Source organism: Mesorhizobium sp. 113-3-9, assembly GCF_016756515.1.
Classification (GTDB): Bacteria; Pseudomonadota; Alphaproteobacteria; order Rhizobiales; family Rhizobiaceae; genus Mesorhizobium.
In genome coordinates, this window is sequence record NZ_AP023246.1 from 13,504 (window position 1) to 32,902 (window position 19,399).

Here is a 19,399-nt window from a genome sequence, read left to right on the forward strand (position 1 = left end):
CAATCAGGCGGCGTCTTCTTCGCCTTCGGCCTTCTTCTCGCGCACGATTTCCTTGCCGGTGGCCTGGTCTACGACCTTCATCGACAGGCGGACCTTGCCGCGCTCGTCGAAGCCCATCAGCTTGACCCAGACCTTGTCGCCTTCCTTGACGACATCCGAGGTCTTGGCAACGCGCTCATTGGCGAGCTGCGAGATGTGGACGAGACCATCGCGGGGACCAAAGAAGTTGACGAAAGCGCCGAAGTCGGCGGTCTTGACGACCGTGCCTTCGTAGATCTCGCCGACTTCCGGCTCGGCGACGATGGTGTGGATCCACTTCTTCGCCGCCTCGATCTCCTTGGCGTTCGAGGAAGCGATCTTGACCGTGCCGTCGTCCTCGATGTTGATCTTGGCGCCGGTCTTCTCGACGATCTCGCGGATGACCTTGCCGCCCGAACCGATGACGTCGCGGATCTTGTCGGTCGGAATGTGCATGACCTCGATGCGCGGCGCGAACTCGCCGAGTTCGGCGCGGGCGCCGGTCAGGGCATGCGCCATTTCGCCGAGGATATGCTGGCGGCCATCCTTGGCCTGGTCCAGCGCGATCTTCATGATCTCCTCGGTGATGCCCTCGATCTTGATGTCCATCTGCAGCGAGGTGATGCCATTGGCGGTGCCGGCGACCTTGAAGTCCATGTCGCCGAGGTGATCTTCGTCACCCAGAATGTCGGACAGAACCGCGAAGCGCTCGCCTTCCTTGATCAGGCCCATGGCGATACCGGCAACGGGCTTGGCCAGCGGCACGCCGGCATCCATCAGCGCCAGCGAGGTGCCGCAGACGGTGGCCATCGACGATGAGCCGTTGGACTCGGTGATCTCCGAGACGACGCGCAGCGTGTAGGGGAACTGGTCAGCGCTCGGCAGCATCGGCCGGATGGCGCGCCAGGCCAGCTTGCCGTGGCCGATTTCGCGGCGGCCCGGCGAACCCATGCGGCCGGTCTCGCCGACGGAATAGGGAGGGAAGTTGTAGTGAAGGAGGAACTTCTCCTTGTACATGCCGGTCAGCGAATCGACATACTGCTCGTCTTCGCCGGTGCCGAGCGTGGCAACGACCAGCGCCTGGGTCTCGCCGCGGGTGAACAGCGCCGAACCATGGGTGCGCGGCAGCACGCCGACTTCGGAAACGATCTTGCGGACCGTCTTCAGGTCGCGGCCATCGATGCGCGAGCCGGTGTCGAGGATGTTCCAGCGCACGACCTTGGCCTGGAGTTCCTTGAACACGGAACCGATCTGCTCGGAGGTGTATTTGGGGTCTTCGCCTTCGGCCGGAGCGAACGCGGCCTTGACCTTGGCCTTGACGGCGTCGACGGCGGCATAGCGCTTCTGCTTGTCGGTGATCTTGTAGGCTTCACGAAGCTCGTCGCCGACGATGTTCAGCATTTCGCCTTCGAGCGCGGAATAGTCGGGCGCGGTGAAGTCGCGTGGCTCCTTGGCGGCAACTTCGGCCAACTTGATGATGGCGTCGATAACCGGCTGGAAGCCCTTGTGGCCGAACATGACAGCGCCGAGCATCAGCTCTTCGCCAAGTTCCTTGGCTTCCGACTCAACCATCAGCACGGCGTCGGCGGTGCCGGCGACGACGAGGTCGAGCTTGGATTCCTGCATCTCGTCGATGTGCGGGTTGAGAACGTATTCGCCGTTGATGTAGCCGACGCGCGCGCCGCCGACCGGACCCATGAAGGGAACGCCCGACAGGGTCAGAGCGGCCGAGGTGGCAACGATCGACAGGATGTCCGGATCATTCTCGAGGTCATGCTGGACGACCGTGACGACGATCTGGGTGTCGTTCTTGTAGCCGTCGGCGAAGAGCGGACGGATCGGGCGGTCGATGAGGCGCGAAACCAGCGTTTCCTTTTCGCTCGGACGGCCTTCACGCTTGAAATAGCCGCCCGGGATCTTGCCGGCGGCGTAGGTCTTTTCCTGGTAGTTGACGGTCAGCGGAAAGAAATCCAGGCCGGGCTTGGGCTCCTTCATCGAAACGACGGTGGCCAGAACCTTGGTCTCGCCGTAGGTGGCGAGCACGGCGCCGTCAGCCTGGCGCGCGATCTTGCCGGTTTCGAGGATGAGCGGGCGACCGCCCCATTCGATTTCCACTTTGTGTTGATTGAACATGTCTTGTCCTTTGTATGAGGAAAGGCCGCGCCGTTTCAGCGTGCGCGGGTGCCCTTTCCTCTGGCTTCCTTTCTCGGGCAGCCACGGGCAAGACAACGGGAGGCTCGGGTTTCATCGGCGCGGTGGCCTTACGAGCGTCCTGCAATCCTGCCCCATGACCGTCCATGGGTGGCTTCGAGTGGCCCTCTGCGCGCTCGAAGCCGGATATGGCCAATCGATCGACTGGCCTGCGCACAACCCCGAAGCCCACGGCTTACGGAACGCGTCATGCGCAAATTCAACTTTTGGAGCGTCCGTCCGGCATCCGGAAGGGTGCGCGGCGCTCCAGTCCTGCATTCGAGATCAGGTTGGCCCGGGGCTCGAATGCGCGACCGGCGGACTCCTTGAAGGAGCCCGCCGGTCAATTCGTCAACGGCGCAGACCGAGCTTCTCGATCAGTGTCTGGTAGCGCGCGTCGTCCTTGCGCTTGAGATAATCAAGCAGGCTGCGGCGCTGGGACACGAGAGCGAGCAGACCACGGCGGGAATGGTTATCCTTCTTGTGGTCCTTGAAATGGTCGGTCAGGTTCTTGATGCGCTCGGAAAGGATGGCCACCTGGACTTCCGGAGACCCGGTATCGCCCTTGGCGGTAGCGAATTCGCCCATCAATTCCTTCTTGCGCTCGGCAGTAATCGACATCGTGTTTTTCCTTATCTGTTTGAGGAAACGGGTCGCCCTCAGCCGGGATGTCGTCCAGCAGGGGCCGGTGCAAGCAAAGCGTCGTGGCGCTATGCTGCGGCGCATATAGTGCAATTCCCGGCAAAACACCAGCCCAATTCACCAAGCCGGCTTTTCAGCCCCAAATGGCAAGTTTTGCCGCAGTCAAAGCCATTTCTTCCATTTGAAGAACGCAATCAGGCTGACCGCGATAACAGCCATGAACAGGAGCGCCTCCGGATAACCGTAATAGGCCTTCAACTCCGGCATGTTCCAGGGCGAGCTCTCGGGATCGAAATTCATGCCCCAGACACCGACCAGGAAGGTGAGAGGCATGAAGATGACCGAAACGATGGTGAGATAGCTGATGACGTCGTTGGTGCGCGCCTGGCTCAGCGACAGATGCATCTCGATCAGGCCGGTCAGCATGTCGCGCTGGGTCTCGACGAGTTCGATCAGCCTGAGCGAATGGTCGAGCGTGTCATTGAGGAAGACCTTGGTCTCGGCTCTGACATAGGGCACTTCGTTGCGGATCAGCGTCGCCAACGCATCGCGCATCGGCCACAGCACGCCCTTCAGCACATTGGCGTCGCGCCGCAATTCGTGCAGCTGCCGCATCTGATGCTTGTGCGGCGAATGCAGCATCTCATCCTCGATGCTGTCGACCAGGTCGCCGGCTCCCTCGATCGGCGGAAAATAGCTGTCGACGATAGCGTCGATAAGCGCGTAGGCCAGATAGTCGGCGCCGCGGGTCCGCAACCGGTTGGGCGCCGAACTCTCGATGCGCTTGCGCACCGGGTCGAACGGATCGCCCTCGCGCTCCTGGAAGGTGACGACGAAGTTCTCGCCGACGAAGAGAGCGATCTGTTCGTAGCGATGCGAGGTGACATCGTCGATCATGCGCACGACGACGAAGGCATGATCCTCGAAGAAGTCGACCTTCGGCCGCTGGCCGGTGTTGACGACATCCTCCAGCGCCAGCGGATGCAGGCTGAAGATGCGACCGATCTCCTCGATCAGCCCGATGTTGGCGAGGCCGGTGCAGTCGAGCCAGATCACCGGCCATTTCTGGCAATTGGCCTTGACGTCGGCGATGCTGGCATTGTCGATGGTCTTGAACTTCTGCGGCGAGATCAAGGTCAGTCGCAATTCGGAGTGCCGCGCCGCAGGATCGGCGATCAGCGTACCCGGCGAGGCGCCGACCGGCGGCCGCCTTATCTTCACCGGCGCCCGCTTTTTCACCGCCTCGGCTTTTGCCATGTGCCCCTCGAGCGTAGAGTCGACGTGAAGTTAGAACCTTGTTCTCGCAATTTCGAACAGAAAACCGTTTCACACTTTTCCTGGAATTGCGTCAGCCGTCAGCCGGCAAAGACCCGCTTGGGCTTGAACATGCCCTGTTCGATCGCACCAATGGCGACCAGCTTGCCGCGCGCCGTGGCGCAGGCCTCTTCGGCCTCCACCGGCGCATCGCGGCCGCGAATGATGACGGGATTGCCGAGACGGATCTTGGTTGCCGCATCATCGCTGATGGCGATCTGCGGCAAGCAGTCGAGAGCCGCCGATGTGTCGACAAGAAGCGCATCAATGGCATCGAAGTTTACGGGGATCTCTATCGGCTCAGCGCCGTCGGCCGGCTCCGGTTTGTCCTCACCTTGTGCTCCGAAGCGGGCCGCCTCGAGCTCGGCGATGGTGACGAAATCCTCTTGCGTGAACGGCTCGACCTCGACCCGGCGCAGATCGGAAATATGGCCGAAGCAGCCGAGGTCGCGGCCCATGTCACGAGCCAGCGAGCGCACATAGGTGCCCTTGCCGCATTCGACCTCGAAAACCGTGTGATCAGTGTGGTGCTCGATGATGTCCAAACGACCGATCTCGATCTCGCGCGGGGGGATGTCGACCGTCTCGCCTTCGCGGGCAAGGTCATAGGCGCGTTCGCCTGATATCTTGATGGCCGAGAATTGCGGCGGCGTCTGCATGATGACGCCGGTGTATTTCGCCAGCAGCGCCTGGACCTCGGCTTCCGCCGGACGCAGCTCGGAACTCTTCGTCACCGGCCCTTCGAGATCGTCGGTGGAGCGCTCATCGCCCCAGGCAACGGTGAAGCGATAGATCTTGGCGCCGTCCTGCACATAAGGCACGGTCTTGGTGGCTTCGCCGAGCGCGATCGGCAGCATGCCGGAAGCCAGCGGGTCGAGCGTACCGGCATGGCCAGCCTTTTCCGCCTGGAACAGCCACTTGATCTTGGAGACAGCCTCGGTCGAGCCCATGCCGACCGGCTTGTCGAGCACCACCCAGCCGGAGACCGGCCGGCCCTTCTTCTTGCCGCGGCGCGCCATTATTCGCTGTCCTTGTCTTCGTCTTTGTCTTGGCCGTCCGCATCGAGATCGCGCGCCACTTCGGGCGACTTCAACAGGTCGTTGATCCTGGCGAAATTGTCGAAGGAGGTGTCCAGCCGGAAGCGGAACTCCGGCATGTATTTCATCTGCCTGAGCGCGCCGGAGACACGGCCGCGGACGAATTTCGCATGCTTGTTGAGCGCCTCAATGACGGCGCCGGCATCCTTGGCGCCGAGCGGAGAAACAAAGGCGGTGGCGATCTTCAGATCGGGCGACATACGCACTTCCGAGACCGAGACGACCGAGTTTTCAATCAACGGGTCGAGGATCTCGCCGCGCTGCAGGGTTTCGGACAGGGCGTGGCGAACCTGTTCGCCGACGCGAAGCATGCGCTGGGACGGGCCGGATGTGGTGGAACGGGGCATTTTTCTCAATCCTGAAAGCGTGAGGCGCGGGATAGGACCGTGCCGCATGTCTCAAACGGGTCATTCTCAAAAGGCTTGGGGCGGCGGTCTTTCGACCACCGCCCGTTACCGACAAGTCACGCGAACTCAGAGTGTCCGGGTCACCATCTCGACGCGGAAGCACTCGATGATGTCGCCGACGCGCATGTCCTCGTAGTTCTGGAAGGCCATGCCACACTCCTGGCCGCCGGGGACTTCCGAAACCTCGTCCTTGAAGCGCTTCAGCGTCTTCAGCGTGCCTTCGTGGATGACGACGTTGTCGCGGATCAGGCGTACGCCCGCGCCACGCTCGACCTTGCCTTCGGTGACACGGCAGCCGGCGATCTTGCCGACCTTGGTGATGTCGAAGATCTCGAGGATCTCGGCATTGCCGATGAAGGTCTCGCGACGCTCCGGCGACAGCAGGCCCGACAGAGCCGCCTTCACATCATCCACGAGGTTGTAGATGATCGAGTAATAGCGGATCTCGATGCCCGCGGCCGCGGCCGCGGCGCGCGCCTGCACGTTGGCGCGAACGTTGAAGCCGATGATCGCGGCACCGGAAGTCTCCGCCAGCGAGACATCGCTTTCGGTGATGGCGCCGGCGCCGGCATGGACGATGCGCGCACGCACCTCGTCGGTGCCGAGCTTGTCCAGTGCTGCGTTGATCGCCTCGATCGAACCCTGAACGTCGCCCTTGATGACCAGCGGGAATTCCTTCAGCCCGCTCGTCTGCAACTGCGACATCATCTGTTCGAGCGAGCCACGCTGGCCGGCATGCCTGGCTACCGCCTTCTCGCGCGCCAGACGCTGGCGATACTCGGTGATCTCGCGGGCGCGGGCCTCGTTGTTGACGACCGCGAAGCGATCGCCAGCCTGTGGCGTGCCCTGAAGGCCGAGCACCTCGACCGGCATTGCCGGCGGCGCTTCCTTGATCTGCTCGCCGCGGTCGTTGACCAGAGCGCGCACCCGGCCCCATTCGTTGCCGGCGACGAGGATGTCGCCCGGCATCAAGGTTCCGGTCTGCACCAGCACGGTGGCGACGGGACCACGGCCCTTGTCAAGCTGTGCCTCGATGACGACGCCCTCGGCGGTACGGTCCGGATTGGCCTTCAGGTCGAGGATTTCGGCCTGCAGCAGGATCGCCTCGAGCAGCTTGTCGAGATTGGTGCCCTTGGTCGCCGATACTTCGACGTCCAGCACTTCACCGCCCATGGATTCGACGAAGACCTCATGGCGCAGCAGTTCCGAGCGCACCTTCTGCGGATCGGCGTCATGCTTGTCGATCTTGTTGATCGCCACGATGATCGGAACGCCAGCCGCCTTGGCATGGCTGATCGATTCGATCGTCTGCGGCATCACGCTATCGTCGGCCGCCACCACCAGGATGGCAATGTCGGTCGCCTGGGCACCGCGGGCACGCATCGCCGTGAAGGCGGCGTGGCCGGGCGTATCGATGAAGGTGATCTTCTGACCATTCTTCTCGACCTGATAGGCACCGATATGCTGGGTGATGCCGCCGGCCTCGCCGGAAACGACATTGGCATTGCGGATCGCGTCGAGCAGCGAGGTCTTGCCGTGGTCGACGTGGCCCATGATGGTCACGACCGGCGGACGCGAGACCAGGTCCTCGGCATTGTCGGCGATGTTGAACAGGCCTTCCTCGATGTCGGATTCGGCGACGCGGCGGACCGTGTGGCCGAATTCGGTGGCGACCAGCTCGGCCGTGTCGGCGTCGATGACGTCGCCCGGCTTCAGGATCTGGCCCTGCTTCATGAAGAACTTGACCACATCGACCGCACGTTCGGACATGCGCTGCGCCAGTTCCTGGATGGTGATGGTTTCGGGCAGGATCACTTCGCGCATGACTTTCTCGCGCGGCTCATTGTGCATCGCGCGCTTGAACTTCTCCTGGCGGCGACGCATCGACGACAGCGAACGAGCCCGCGCATCCTCGTCGGAAAGCGCGGAATTCAGTGTCAGCTTGCCACGGCGACGATCTTCCTCGCCCTTGGTCGGCTTGGCCGGACGCGCCACTTCGGGCGTGACCAGGCGACGTACCGGCGCACCGGCGCCAGTCCGCTTCGGCTTGACCTCTTCCTCTTCGTCGACGGTTGCCAGTTCCGCGGCCTGCGGCGCACGGCGGCGTGCTTCTTCCTCGGCGCGACGGCGCGATTCGGCCTCGGTCTGCAACCGTGCCTCTTCCTCGGCCTGGCGGCGCGCGGATTCCTCGCGTTCGCGCTTGCGGCGCTCTTCATCCTCGGCGCGGCGCTTGGCATCCTCGGCGGCGCGCTGACGGTCCTCGACCTCGCGCACCTTCGAGCCTTCGAGCGCCCTGCGGCGCGCTTCCATTTCACTGCGCGACAGTTCGTTCAGCACCATGCCGCTGCGTTCGACCGGAGGCCGCGGGGGGGGCGGAGGCGGCGGCGCCTTGGGCGCTTCCTGCACGACAGGTGCCGCGACGGCGACCGGCGGCTTCGGCGTGAAGACAGGCACAGGCGCGGCAGCAACCGGCTCCGGCTTGTCGCCGGGCAGGGAGAACTTGCGCTTCTTGGTCTCGACCACGACCGACTTGGTACGGCCATGCGAGAAGTTCTGGCGCACGGTGCCCTGTTCCATGCCGGGGCGCTTCAGCGTCAAGGTCTTCTTCGGTGTAACACTCAACGTCTTGTCGTCGCCCGATTTCGTATCGCTCATTCCATATCCTCTGCGGGCTCATCTTCGTCAGCAACGGCCGCAAGCATTGCCAGATCGTCCGGGGTACCGCCCCGATATCGGTCGAGCGCAACCATGCGCTTCTGGACCGCCTTACCCGCGTCTCCCGCGAGGACGGCAGCATGTATCACATTTGTACCCCCCAATGCCAAGCTCAACTCGGCCTCGGAGAAAAGTTTGTAGGCAAGGGTGGAAGGGCCGCCGAGATGGACAGTCGCCCGTCGCGCCTGGCTGATCTTGCGCACGCCATCGTCCGATGCTTCGGTCGCGTGGAGCACGAAAAGCGCCAGCCCGCCGCGCACGGCACTCTCGACCTTGGTAGCACCGAGAGCGATCGCGCCTGCCTTGCGGGCGAGACCCAGCATACCCAGCGCGGATCTGGAGAGCAGTCCGTCGACCATGCCGCCAAGATCCGGCGGCACAACCACCTGTGCCTTGAAGGCGCGGGCAAAAAGGTTCTTGGCCGCCGCCTTGTCGATATGTAGGCGGTCGGCGCTTACCCAGCAACCGCGGCCGGGCAGATTTCTCTTGAGATCGGGAACGACGGCCGAATCCGGGCCGACGACGAACCGGATCAGATCATCCGGTTCGGCCTGCTTGCGGGTGACGATGCAGGTGCGATCGTTCATCTCGTCCTGGGGCGGGTTCTGTGCGATGCGGTTTCACCTCACGCACCAACGGCTTCGTCAGCCGATGCTTCTTCGGCTGCAAGCTCGTCTTCGGTGATCCAGCCGGCCTTGAGGCGGGCATTGAGCACCATCTGCTCGGCATCGGCGCGCGAAACACCGTGATTGGCCAGCACGCCCGGATAGACTTTTGTCTCGCCGTCCTTGCGTTCCTTCCAGCCGGTCAGGTCATCGGCGGCATAGCCGGCGAAATCCTCGATCGTCTTCACGCCGTCCTCGCCGAGCGTCACCATCATGGCGGTGGTGATGCCGGGGATTTCGCGCAGTTCGTCCGAGACACCCAGCGCCTTGCGCTTCTCGTCATGCTCGGCCTCGATCTTTTCGAGATATTCGCGGGCACGGGTCTGGATTTCCGAAGCGGTATCTTCGTCGAAGCCGTCGATCGAGGCGATCTCGCCAGAGTCGACATAGGCGACTTCCTCGACGCTGGTGAAGCCTTCGGAGGCCAGCACCTGGCCGACCATCTCGTCGACATCGAGGGCTTCCATGAACAGGGCCGAGCGCTCGACGAATTCCTTCTGGCGGCGCTCGGATTCCTCGGCCTCGGTCAGGATGTCGATGTCCCAGCCTGTGAGCTGCGAGGCGAGACGCACGTTCTGGCCGCGGCGGCCGATGGCCAGCGACAGCTGATCGTCGGGAACCACCACTTCGATGCGCTCGGCGTCCTCGTCGAGCACGACCTTGGCGACTTCCGCCGGCTGCAGCGCATTGACGATGAAGGAGGCGGCCGAGGGCGACCACGGAATGATGTCGATCTTCTCGCCCTGCAGTTCGCCGACGACGGCCTGGACACGGCTGCCGCGCATACCGACGCAGGCGCCGACCGGATCGATCGAGCTGTCACGCGAGATGACGGCGATCTTGGCGCGAGAGCCCGGGTCGCGAGCGACCGACTTGATCTCGATGATGCCGTCATAGATTTCCGGCACTTCCATGGTGAAGAGCTTGGCCATGAACTGCGGATGCGTGCGCGACAGGAAGATCTGCGGGCCGCGCTGCTCGCGGCGCACATCGTAGACATAGGCGCGAACGCGGTCGCCATACTTGTAGTTTTCGCGCGGGATCAGTTCGTCACGGCGGATGATGGCTTCGCCACGGCCGAGATCGACGATGACATTGCCATACTCGACGCGCTTGACGGTGCCGTTGACGATCTCGCCGATGCGGTCCTTGTATTCGTCGTACTGGCGGTCACGCTCGGCCTCGCGCACCTTCTGCACGATGACCTGCTTGGCCGACTGGGCGGCGATACGGCCGAAATCCATCGGCGGCAGCTGTTCGGCGATGAAGTCGCCGAGCTGGGCGTCGGGATTGCGCTCGCGGGCCGAGGAAATCGCGATCTGCGTGGCATAGTCGTCGACCTTTTCGACCACTTCCATCAGCCGCTGCAGCTTCATCTCGCCGGTGTTCGGGTTGATGTCGGCGCGGATGTTGGTCTCCTGGCCGTAACGCGAGCGCGCCGCCTTCTGGATCGCATCGGCCATGGCGGCGATGACGATCGACTTGTCGATCGACTTTTCACGCGCGACCGCGTCGGCAATCTGCAGCAGTTCAAGTCTGTTGGCGCTTACAACCATCTTATTTCTCCCGAGCTTGTTGCCGAGCTTTTACGCCCGGCGGCTCAATCATAGTTCCTGTTAGATTTCGTCTTCCGCGCCGCCTTCAACACCCTCGGGTGCGTCATCAGGCTCACCGCGGCGTTTCTTGGCTTCCTTGCGTTCCCGGTTGTCCTTCGACAACGCCTCACGGATGAGGTCGTCGGTAAGGATCAGCCGCACATCGGCGATCGCGTCATAGGGAACGCGCACCGTCGGCTCCTCGCCATAGGCTGCCTTGTCGCGCTCGATCAGCACATCGTTCTCGCCGGCCTCGGCGATCTTGCCCTTGAAGCGCTTGCGATCCGCGACGATGACCGACGTTTCCATCTTCACCAGATGACCGGTCCAGGTGACGAAATCCGATTTGCGCACCAACGGCCGGTCGATACCGGGCGAAGAGACTTCGAGATGATACGCCTTTTCGATCGGATCATCGACATCGAGCGCCGGCGACACCGCGCGGCTGACCTCTTCGCAATCCTCGACGGTCATGGTGCCGTCCTCGCGCTCGGCCATGATCTGCAGCGTCAGCCCGTTCTGGCCGGACAGATGCACGCGCACGAGGCGAAAGCCGATGCCGCGCAGCACCGGTTGGACGATCAGCGCAATGCGCGCATCGATACCGCTTTCGCGGATGATGCGGTCGTCACCTTCGCTTGCCGTTGCAGTCATCAATTACCTGTCGTTCGTTTCGAACCTATCGGCAGGTAATAAAAAAGAGCGGGACCGGGTGGACCCACTCTTCGTCATACCGACCAAGAATTTGAGGCTGATATAAACGAACACGGCCCGTATTTCAAGCCCGGCGTGGCAAACCGACGAGGTATCACGCCGCCGCGCCAGCGTTGCGTCAGACGCATGGCCTCCATGCAGCCTCACCTCTGTGAGCTTTGACGCCGCATCCCCATTTGTAGTGCATCACAAAAAATTAAAGAGATTTCGCAGACGCGAAAGGGCACGACATGAGCAACCGTAAGATTTTTTCCGCCATAGGCGATCTGTTCACGACGTTCGGCAGCGCGGTGGCCGCATCGCGCGCCGTGGAAGCCGGCCGCAAGCCGCGCGCTGACGACCCGCGCAAGCTTGGCATGGATCCGGCTGTCTTCAACCGGATCGGTCGTTTTTGAAAATCCGGCGGGATGCGCCGTGATACTTATTTCCTGATAAAAGTCAGATAGGCCGGCGGCCGGCCCTCGCGAATGGCCTTCGCCTCGTAACGCGTGCCTGGCCAACCATCGTAAGGGCGATGCCAATCCGCCGCTTCCGCTGCCTGCCATGCGAAGGCGCCATGCGTCCGGCAATGAAGCAAGGTCCAGTTGACATAGGTATCGATGTCTGACGCGAAGCGGAATTTTGAACCCGGTTTCAGGACGCGGGCGAAACGGTCAAGGTTGACCGGGCTGACGAAACGCCGCTTCCAATGCTTCTTCTTCGGCCAGGGATCGGGATAGAGAAGGTCTATGCCATCGAGCGAGGCTGGGGGTAACCAGTCGAGCAGCCGGGTGGCGTCGTCGTCGTAAACCCTGAGATTGGCCAGCGGCCTCGCCCGCACCGCCATCATCATCTTGGCCATGCCGTTGACGAAGGGCTCCACACCGATGAAGCCGACCGTCGGCGTCTCGATTGCGCGATGCAGAAGATGCTCGCCGCCGCCAAAGCCGATTTCGAGCCGGACCCCCGAAATGTCAGCCGCAAACAGAGTGCGCAGATCCGACGGCGCTTCGGCCGTCAGATCGAGCCGGTAGGCGCCAAGCCCGCTTTCCAGGGCCGCCGCCTGCTGCGGGCGAACGGGCTTGCCGCGTCGACGACCGAAGAAGGCTTCGGTCGCGCGGCTCGGCCTGTTTTCAGGGCTCATCTGGTTGGCGCGGGGTCTGTCGCGGCTCAAGCCGCGACAGCATCCTTGAGCGCCTTGGCGAGATCGGTCTTCTCCCAGGAGAAAGACCCGTCGCGGCCGGCCTTGCGGCCGAAATGACCGTAAGACGACGTCTTGGCGTAGATCGGCTTGTTGAGGTCGAGATGCCGGCGGATGCCGGATGGCGACAGGTCCATCACGCTGCGCAGCGCTTCCTCGAGCTTTGCCTCGTCGACCTTGCCGGTGCCGTGCAGGTCGACATAGACCGACAGCGGCTGGGCGACGCCGATGGCGTAGGAGAGCTGGATGGTGCAGCGGTCGGCAAGCTTCGCCGCCACGACATTCTTGGCCAGGTAGCGCGCCGCATAGGCGGCCGAACGGTCGACCTTGGTGGTATCCTTGCCAGAGAAGGCGCCGCCGCCATGCGGTGCCGCACCGCCATAGGTGTCGACGATGATCTTGCGGCCGGTGAGGCCGGCATCACCGTCCGGGCCGCCGATGACGAACTTGCCGGTCGGGTTGATGTACCACATGCAATCGTCGGCAATCTTGAGATCACCAAGCGCCTCGCGGATATAGGGTTCGACGACCTTGCGGACTTTCTTGGAATCCCAGGTCGCGTCGAGATGCTGTGTCGACAGCACGATCTGCGTTGCCTCGGCGGCCTTGCCGTCAATGTAGCGGACGGTAACCTGGCTCTTGGCGTCCGGTCCGAGCTTGCCGGCCTCGCCGTTGTTTTCGTGGCGGGCGGCGGCCAGCAGTTCGAGGATCTTGTGGCTGTAGTAGATCGGCGCCGGCATCAGGTCCGGCGTCTCGCGGCAGGCATAGCCGAACATGATGCCCTGGTCGCCGGCACCTTCCTCGCCCTGGCGGTCGGCGGCGTTGTCGACGCCCTGGCCGATGTCCGGCGACTGGCCGTGCAGGAGAACCTCGATCTTGGCTGTCTTCCAGTGGAAGCCGGCCTGCTCGTAGCCGATCTCGCGGATCGCCTTGCGGGCGACGGATTTGAACTTCGCCGGATTCACGACCGGGTGACCCGCCGCGTCCTTGAGGATATTGCCGGCCTTGTCCTTCTTCAGCAGCGTCTCGGGGACGCGCACTTCGCCGGCGATGACGACACGGTTGGTGGTCGCCAGCGTCTCGCAGGCGACACGCACTTTCCATGGGTCCATGCCGGTCTTCTTGGCTTCACGGTAAACCAGATCGACAATTTCGTCGGAGATCCGGTCACAGACCTTGTCGGGATGACCCTCGGCAACGGACTCCGAGGTAAAGAAGTAATTCTGCCGCGTCACGGGTGTCCCCTCTTGAAAAACGATCGGCAGGCTGCCGATTTTGGCGCGCCACGTGTTAGCGGGGCAAAGCGCCGCTCGTCAAGCGTTGCCGCCATTCTGGCACGACTGTCGATGTCAATATCTTGTGCCACCGGCGGCGGATGCCGCCGGTGGCAGGCGCATTGAGCGTCAGTCGAGGTCGTCCGCGGCGAGCGACTTCACCAGATCGATGATCCTGCGCCGTACCTTGACGTCGGCGATCTTGACGAAGGCCCGGTTGAGCTGAAGGCCTTCGGGACTGCCGCAGAATTCCACGGCGAAAGCCATCGACGCATCCTCGGCAAAGCCACGATTGGCCGCGGACTCCTGACCCGGCGCATCCTCGAAAAAGAAGGCGACGGGCACGCCGAGTATGGAGGCAATCGCCTGCAGGCGGCTGGCGCCGACGCGGTTGGTGCCCTTTTCATATTTCTGGATCTGTTGAAATGTGATGCCGAGATTCTCGCCCAGCTTTTCCTGGCTCATTCCGAGCATGTTGCGCCTGAGCCGGACGCGACTTCCAACGTGGATGTCGATGGGATTCGGTTTTTTCTTGTTTTCTTCTGTCATTTTTTCCTCGCCGAATTTTTTCGGCTTTGTGATTTTTTCCCACCCAAACAAAGCCGGGGGCGACTGCCCCAACAGAACGATCCACCGGCTTTGAGAAATTTTCAGGCAGTACAGTATGAGTTTCTAATGTGTCGACTGTCAATTCACCCGTAGCCTTTGCCTTACGTTCAACAGCGCCCCCACCACCGCAAACAGCAACATGATCAGCATTCCGTTAATGCGCCGCTGGCCCGGGGAAACGACCGTCTGTCCGGAAATCGGCACCTTCACATCGATGGCGCCGCGCGCGTCGATCGCCAGCGCATCGACGATGCGTCCGTGTGGATCGACGACGGCCGAAATGCCGTTGTTGGCAGCACGCAGCAAGGGCAATCCGTTCTCCACCGCGCGAATCTGGGCTTGTCTGAAGTGCTGATACGGTCCCGGCGTGTCCCCAAACCAGGCATCGTTGGTGACGTTCACAATAAGCTGCGCTGACGTAGCGTCAACTGCCACAAGATCCGGAAAGATCACCTCATAACAAATAAATGGCAGGGCTCGGATGCCGCCAGGCAGCGTGATGGCGTGCCGCTCGTTACCGGCTGCGAACGTCACCGGCCCGGCAACAAGCTGGGCGATGCCGAAACGGTTGAGCAGATCGGCGAAAGGCAGGTATTCGCCGAACGGCACCAGATGGACCTTATCGACGGCATCAGTGATTTCGCCCTTGTCGTCGATCGCCACCACGGAATTGTAATAACGGCTGTCGGCAGCCGCGGAGCCGCCTTCCTCGCGGACGACGCCGGCGATCAGCATCTGGCCATCGGCCAGCATGTCGCCCAGCGCCGTCAGCGCATCCGGACGCTCGGTGAAGAGGAATGGCACCGAGGTTTCCGGCCAAAGAATCAGTTGTGGCTTACCGTGACCGGGGTCCGGCGCCTTGGCGGACAGGCCCAGCAAGGTGGCGAAGATGCGGTCGCGCACCGAGGCGTCCCATTTTTCCGACAGGTCGACGGCAGGCTGGACGATGCGGACATCAAGGCTGCGCTGCGCCGGCTTTTCAGGAGCTGCAAGCCTGACATAGCCGAACCCGACATGGGCCACCGCAAGCAGGACGAACAGCGCCGCGCCCAGGCGAAGATGCCGGCGCGCCGCCAGCAGCGCGGGTAGCGAAAAAAGGAACACCGCAAGCGCATTCATACCGATCATGCCGGTGACCGAGACGCTCTGCATCAGCAGAGGCACGGGCATTGCCGCGTAACCGATCGCATTCCAGGGAAAACCGGTGAAAAGGAAGCCGCGCAGCCACTCCGTCAGCCCGAAGCCGAAGGCCAGGGCGGCAATGCGGCCGATATCGCTGCTCCACAGCAGCCGGGCAACCATCGTTGCGAAGCCATAGAAAAAGGCGAGCGCGAAGGGAATACCGACCACGGCGAAGGGAAGCGCCCAGGCAAAATCATCGGCCTCGACCAGCAACGCCGAGCCTATCCACCAGAGACCGGCGAGGAAATAGCCGAAACCAAACCACCAGCCTACGGCGAAAGCCGGCCGCAGGCGCCGGAACAGGCTGCCGGAGGCTTCGCCGGTCGCGCCATCAAGCAGCCAGACCAGCACCGGAAACGAGATGAAGCAGGCTGCGAAGAAATCATAGGGCGCCTGCCCAAGCACCGTCAGCGCTCCGGCAAGAAAGGCCACGAGCGCGCGCCGCCAACCCCAAAGCAGAATTATCCGGCCGGCAAGGCGCTCCATGCATACTTCCGAGTCGCGCGAATCAGGACGCAAGATTTATCAGGCCGCGGCCTGTGCTCCAAACGGCCGATCAGCCGGGATGCCTCGACCGCCGCTCCAAAGCGCGTCGCGTTGAAACAGATCCATGCGACGCGCTTCAGGTCTTTTGTTCTTATGCATGTCGTTCCCCCAAAACCGGGGCCACTTCTGGCGACGCCCATTAACGGTGCCAGCCGTCGATGCGCAGGCCACTCAGCCGCTCGGCTTCTTCGCGGGAAACGGAACGGATGGGCTGGGTGAAGGTCCAGACATGCCCCTCGGGATCGCGGGCCCGATACTGGCGTTCGCCGTAGAACTGATCGGTCGGCTCCTGGATTATTTCGGCGCCGGCCGCGCGCGCCTGCTCGCAATGCGCATCCAGCCCGCCCACGAGCCTGACGTAGACCGACTGCGTGTTCTTGCCCGACACCGAAGCAGGGCTGGCGACATAATCGCTCCATTCGGAATCGACGATAATGTAGCAATCGCCGAAGCGCATCTCGGAGTGGACGAGCTTTCCCGCGGCATCGGTCACCACCATGCTGGGCTCGAAGCCGAAAGCCGCTTCTAGCCATGCCAGCGCTGCGCGGGGATCCCTGTAGAAGACGCCGGAACCCAGACTTGCGTGCCTGAACGGGTCGTCGATGGTCATCGAAGAGCCGAACCGCTCAGGCCTGTTCGGTGCGCGCCGTGGCCCGCCGGCGGCGCTCGCCCTTCTGGCTCTGCACGATGCGCACGCGCTTGACACGGCGCGGATCCGCATCGAGCACATGGAACTCGAAGCCCGGAATGGCCTGTACCACCTCGCCACGCGTCGGCACGCGGCCGAGCGTGTTGAAGATCATGCCGCCAATGGTGTCGACATACTCGCCATGCTCGCCGGCGGCGAAGTCCTCGCCGATCATCTTGGCGACGTCGTCGATCTCGGCCTTGCCGTCGACGATGAACACGCCGTCACCGGCCTGGGTGATCATCGGCTCGTCATCGTCATGCTCGTCCTCGATGTCGCCGACGACCATCTCGACAATGTCCTCGAGCGACACAAGTCCGTCGGTGCCGCCATATTCATCGATGACCAGCGCCATCTGTGTGCGCGTCGTCTGCATGCGGCCCATCAGGTCGGAAGCAAGCATCGATGGCGGCACGAACAGAACCTGGCGGATCAGGTTGAGTTCGCCGATGGTGCGCGCGAGATCGACCTGGGCAAGATCGAGCTGCGTGGTGGCAGGCGTCTTCCTGGTCGTGCGGCCCTTCTTGACGCGCGCGAGCTTGGTGATGTGAGCCAGCACGTCGCGGATATGGACCATGCCGCGCGGGTCGTCGAGCGTCTCGGAATAGACCGGCATGCGGGAATGGCCGGATTGTTCGAAGGTGCCCAGCAGATCGCCGAGCGTCGTGGCTATCTCGACCGCCTCGATGTCGGCGCGCGGCACCATGACGTCCTCGACGCGCACCTCGCGCAGGCGCAGAATGTTGTTGAGCATGGCGCGCTCGCCAGGCGAGAAGGATTCGGCGTCGCTCGCCGTCTCGGCCAGCGCGCCGGCGATTTCCTCACGCAGGCTGGTGCCGTTGCGTTGCCGAAACAGGCCCAAAACACGGTCGAACAGGGAAGGTCCGGCAGGCGAAGGCTCGCTGGCAGCGCTGTCGGTTACGGTACTCGGACTTGATCCCTCTTCCGACGTATCGGAAGCCTTGGGCGCACTGCCGGCGTCGGGGCGGGCGGCAGTCTCTGGTTTGTCGTTCATCGTCGTCCGGTCAATTGTCAGATGTAGTTACGCGTAGGGATCGGGAATGGCAAGCCTTGCAAGCGCCACGCGTTCGATGGCTTCCATCTCCTCGGCCTCGGCGTCGGTCTCGTGATCATAGCCCAGCAAATGCAGCAGGCCATGGATGACGAGATGGGTGATATGGTTCTCCAGGGGCTTGTCTTCCAGTGCCGCCTCGCGCGCCACAGTCTCGGCGGCAAGCACAATATCGCCCAGCATGGGCGGCAGCGGGCCACCGGGCACGGGCGGAAAAGCCGGGAAAGACAGGACGTTGGTGGGTTTGTCCTTGCCGCGCCAACCGGCATTGAGCGTACGTATATGGGCGTCGTCGGAAAAAACGACGCTGAGCTCGGACCGACCGGCCACGCCGGTCTCGGCGAAAGCAGCGTCAACCGCTCGATCGACCAGCCGCGTCAGGCTTGCCTCATCGGGCCAGTCGCCCGCTTCGACCGATATATCGATGTCGACGGGCACCGAAAGGCTCCCGTCGCCGGATAAATTGTCCTCAGGCATGAAGCCGCATCGCTGAAATCAATTCTCCGCGCCGAGGCCGCGCGCCAGCTTGGCATCCCGGTCATAGGCCCTGACGATCTCCGCCACCAGCGGATGGCGAACGACGTCGACATCGTTGAAGCGCACGGTTACCGCGCCGGCCACACCGTCGAGGACACGCAAGGCCTCGACCAGCCCCGATTTGGTGCTCGGAGGAAGGTCGATCTGGGTCGGATCGCCGGTGACAATCATGCGCGAGTTCTCGCCAAGACGCGTCAGGAACATCTTCATCTGCATCGGCGTGGTGTTCTGTGCCTCGTCGAGAATAACAGCGGCATGCGCCAACGTGCGGCCGCGCATGAAGGCGAGCGGCGCGATTTCGATGACTTCAGCGGCAATGGCGCGCTCGACCTTGTCGGCCGGCATCATGTCGTAGAGCGCATCGTAGAGCGGCCGCAGATAAGGATCGACCTTCTCCTTCATGTCGCCGGGCAGGAAGCCCAGCCGCTCGCCGGCCTCGACGGCCGGCCGCGACAGAATGATGCGCTCGACCATGCCGCGCTCGAGCAGCATCGCCGCATGCGCCACCGCCAGATAGGTCTTGCCGGTGCCGGCAGGGCCGATGCCGAATACCAGTTCAGACCGCTCGAGCGCCCGCATATAGGCGTCCTGGTTCAGCGAGCGCGCATAGATGGTCTTCTTGCGGGTGGCGATCTGGGCGGCGGAGACCTTGCCCTTGCGCTCCAGCGTCGGCAGCGTGAGCTGATCGTCGGCGGCGACCGCCATGCGCACGGCACCGTCGACATCGGACTGGCCGATATCGACGCCTTTCTGCAGAATCCCGTAGAGATTGTCCAAGGCACGGCGCGCCTGCTCGGCGGCAGAAGCGGACCCCTTGATGGTCAGCTGGTTGCCGCGCGAGCGGATATCCACGCCGAGCTTCTGCTCGAGCCGGGCGAGGTTCTCGTCGAACTGACCGTAAAGGGCGCTGGCAAGCTTGTTGTTGTCGAAAGTCAGAACGATGTGCGCCATGTC

18 protein-coding genes are annotated in these 19,399 nt (G+C 62.9%); 1 reads left to right on the forward strand and 17 read right to left on the reverse strand.

The features are described from left to right. Positions 1-3: 3 nt before the first annotated feature. From pnp to rimP, 9 genes are all read right to left on the reverse strand, one after another. On the reverse strand, positions 4-2,151 hold the full coding sequence (gene pnp, locus MesoLj_RS00075; RefSeq protein WP_202324670.1) for a polyribonucleotide nucleotidyltransferase: 2,148 nt from the start codon (positions 2,149-2,151) through the stop codon (positions 4-6). Between the two features lie 408 nt (positions 2,152-2,559). Further along, the gene (gene rpsO / locus MesoLj_RS00080) at positions 2,560-2,934 is read right to left on the reverse strand and encodes a 30S ribosomal protein S15 (protein WP_269465810.1); all 375 of its coding nucleotides are present in this window, start codon (positions 2,932-2,934) and stop codon (positions 2,560-2,562) included. A gap of 78 nt (positions 2,935-3,012) precedes the next feature. Continuing rightward, positions 3,013-4,107, reverse strand: coding sequence for a magnesium/cobalt transporter CorA (gene corA, locus MesoLj_RS00085; protein ID WP_202324671.1), 1,095 nt, complete (start codon positions 4,105-4,107; stop codon positions 3,013-3,015). Positions 4,108-4,205: 98 nt separating this feature from the next. After that, on the reverse strand, positions 4,206-5,183 hold the full coding sequence (truB, locus tag MesoLj_RS00090; RefSeq protein ID WP_202324672.1) for a tRNA pseudouridine(55) synthase TruB: 978 nt from the start codon (positions 5,181-5,183) through the stop codon (positions 4,206-4,208). Continuing rightward, complete coding sequence (gene rbfA / locus MesoLj_RS00095) at positions 5,183-5,608, reverse strand: 30S ribosome-binding factor RbfA (RefSeq protein ID WP_140775492.1); 426 nt, start codon at positions 5,606-5,608, stop codon at positions 5,183-5,185. Before rbfA ends, truB begins: the two co-directional genes overlap by 1 nt. A gap of 126 nt (positions 5,609-5,734) precedes the next feature. Beyond that, positions 5,735-8,323, reverse strand: a complete 2,589-nt coding sequence (infB, locus tag MesoLj_RS00100) for a translation initiation factor IF-2 (protein WP_202324673.1) — start codon at positions 8,321-8,323, stop codon at positions 5,735-5,737. Further along, positions 8,320-8,970, reverse strand: a complete 651-nt coding sequence (locus MesoLj_RS00105; RefSeq protein ID WP_202324674.1) for an RNA-binding protein — start codon at positions 8,968-8,970, stop codon at positions 8,320-8,322. Before MesoLj_RS00105 ends, infB begins: the two co-directional genes overlap by 4 nt. Positions 8,971-9,008: 38 nt before the next feature. After that, a complete protein-coding gene (gene nusA, locus MesoLj_RS00110; RefSeq protein WP_140775495.1) occupies positions 9,009-10,604 on the reverse strand; it encodes a transcription termination factor NusA in 1,596 nt (531 codons plus the stop codon). A gap of 60 nt (positions 10,605-10,664) precedes the next feature. Beyond that, positions 10,665-11,297 carry a ribosome maturation factor RimP gene (gene rimP, locus MesoLj_RS00115; protein ID WP_202324675.1) on the reverse strand — a complete coding sequence of 211 codons (633 nt, stop codon included), beginning with the start codon at positions 11,295-11,297 and terminating at the stop codon, positions 10,665-10,667. A 290-nt stretch (positions 11,298-11,587) separates the two neighbouring features. Between rimP and MesoLj_RS00120 the strand changes: the two genes are divergently transcribed. Beyond that, a complete protein-coding gene (locus MesoLj_RS00120; RefSeq protein WP_202324676.1) occupies positions 11,588-11,752 on the forward strand; it encodes a hypothetical protein in 165 nt (54 codons plus the stop codon). A 26-nt stretch (positions 11,753-11,778) separates the two neighbouring features. On the opposite strand, the gene trmB is transcribed toward MesoLj_RS00120, so the two are convergent. From trmB to MesoLj_RS00160, 8 genes are all read right to left on the reverse strand, one after another. Further along, positions 11,779-12,480: a tRNA (guanine(46)-N(7))-methyltransferase TrmB gene (gene trmB / locus MesoLj_RS00125; RefSeq protein ID WP_202327092.1), complete on the reverse strand. Its 702-nt coding sequence runs from the start codon at positions 12,478-12,480 to the stop codon at positions 11,779-11,781. Between the two features lie 26 nt (positions 12,481-12,506). Next, positions 12,507-13,772: a methionine adenosyltransferase gene (gene metK, locus MesoLj_RS00130; RefSeq protein WP_140775500.1), complete on the reverse strand. Its 1,266-nt coding sequence runs from the start codon at positions 13,770-13,772 to the stop codon at positions 12,507-12,509. A 168-nt stretch (positions 13,773-13,940) separates the two neighbouring features. After that, positions 13,941-14,360, reverse strand: a complete 420-nt coding sequence (locus MesoLj_RS00135; RefSeq protein ID WP_140607758.1) for a helix-turn-helix domain-containing protein — start codon at positions 14,358-14,360, stop codon at positions 13,941-13,943. Positions 14,361-14,498: 138 nt separating this feature from the next. Beyond that, positions 14,499-16,088, reverse strand: coding sequence for an apolipoprotein N-acyltransferase (gene lnt / locus MesoLj_RS00140; protein WP_140775501.1), 1,590 nt, complete (start codon positions 16,086-16,088; stop codon positions 14,499-14,501). A 199-nt stretch (positions 16,089-16,287) separates the two neighbouring features. Next, positions 16,288-16,758 (reverse strand): VOC family protein, encoded by a 471-nt coding sequence (locus MesoLj_RS00145; protein WP_202324677.1) that lies wholly within the window; start codon positions 16,756-16,758, stop codon positions 16,288-16,290. 16 nt (positions 16,759-16,774) lie between these two features. Further along, positions 16,775-17,851 (reverse strand): hemolysin family protein, encoded by a 1,077-nt coding sequence (locus tag MesoLj_RS00150; RefSeq protein ID WP_202324678.1) that lies wholly within the window; start codon positions 17,849-17,851, stop codon positions 16,775-16,777. Positions 17,852-17,878: 27 nt separating this feature from the next. Continuing rightward, positions 17,879-18,385: an rRNA maturation RNase YbeY gene (ybeY, locus tag MesoLj_RS00155; RefSeq protein ID WP_202324679.1), complete on the reverse strand. Its 507-nt coding sequence runs from the start codon at positions 18,383-18,385 to the stop codon at positions 17,879-17,881. An 18-nt stretch (positions 18,386-18,403) separates the two neighbouring features. Next, a complete protein-coding gene (locus MesoLj_RS00160) occupies positions 18,404-19,396 on the reverse strand; it encodes a PhoH family protein (protein ID WP_019863063.1) in 993 nt (330 codons plus the stop codon). Positions 19,397-19,399 lie beyond the last annotated feature (3 nt).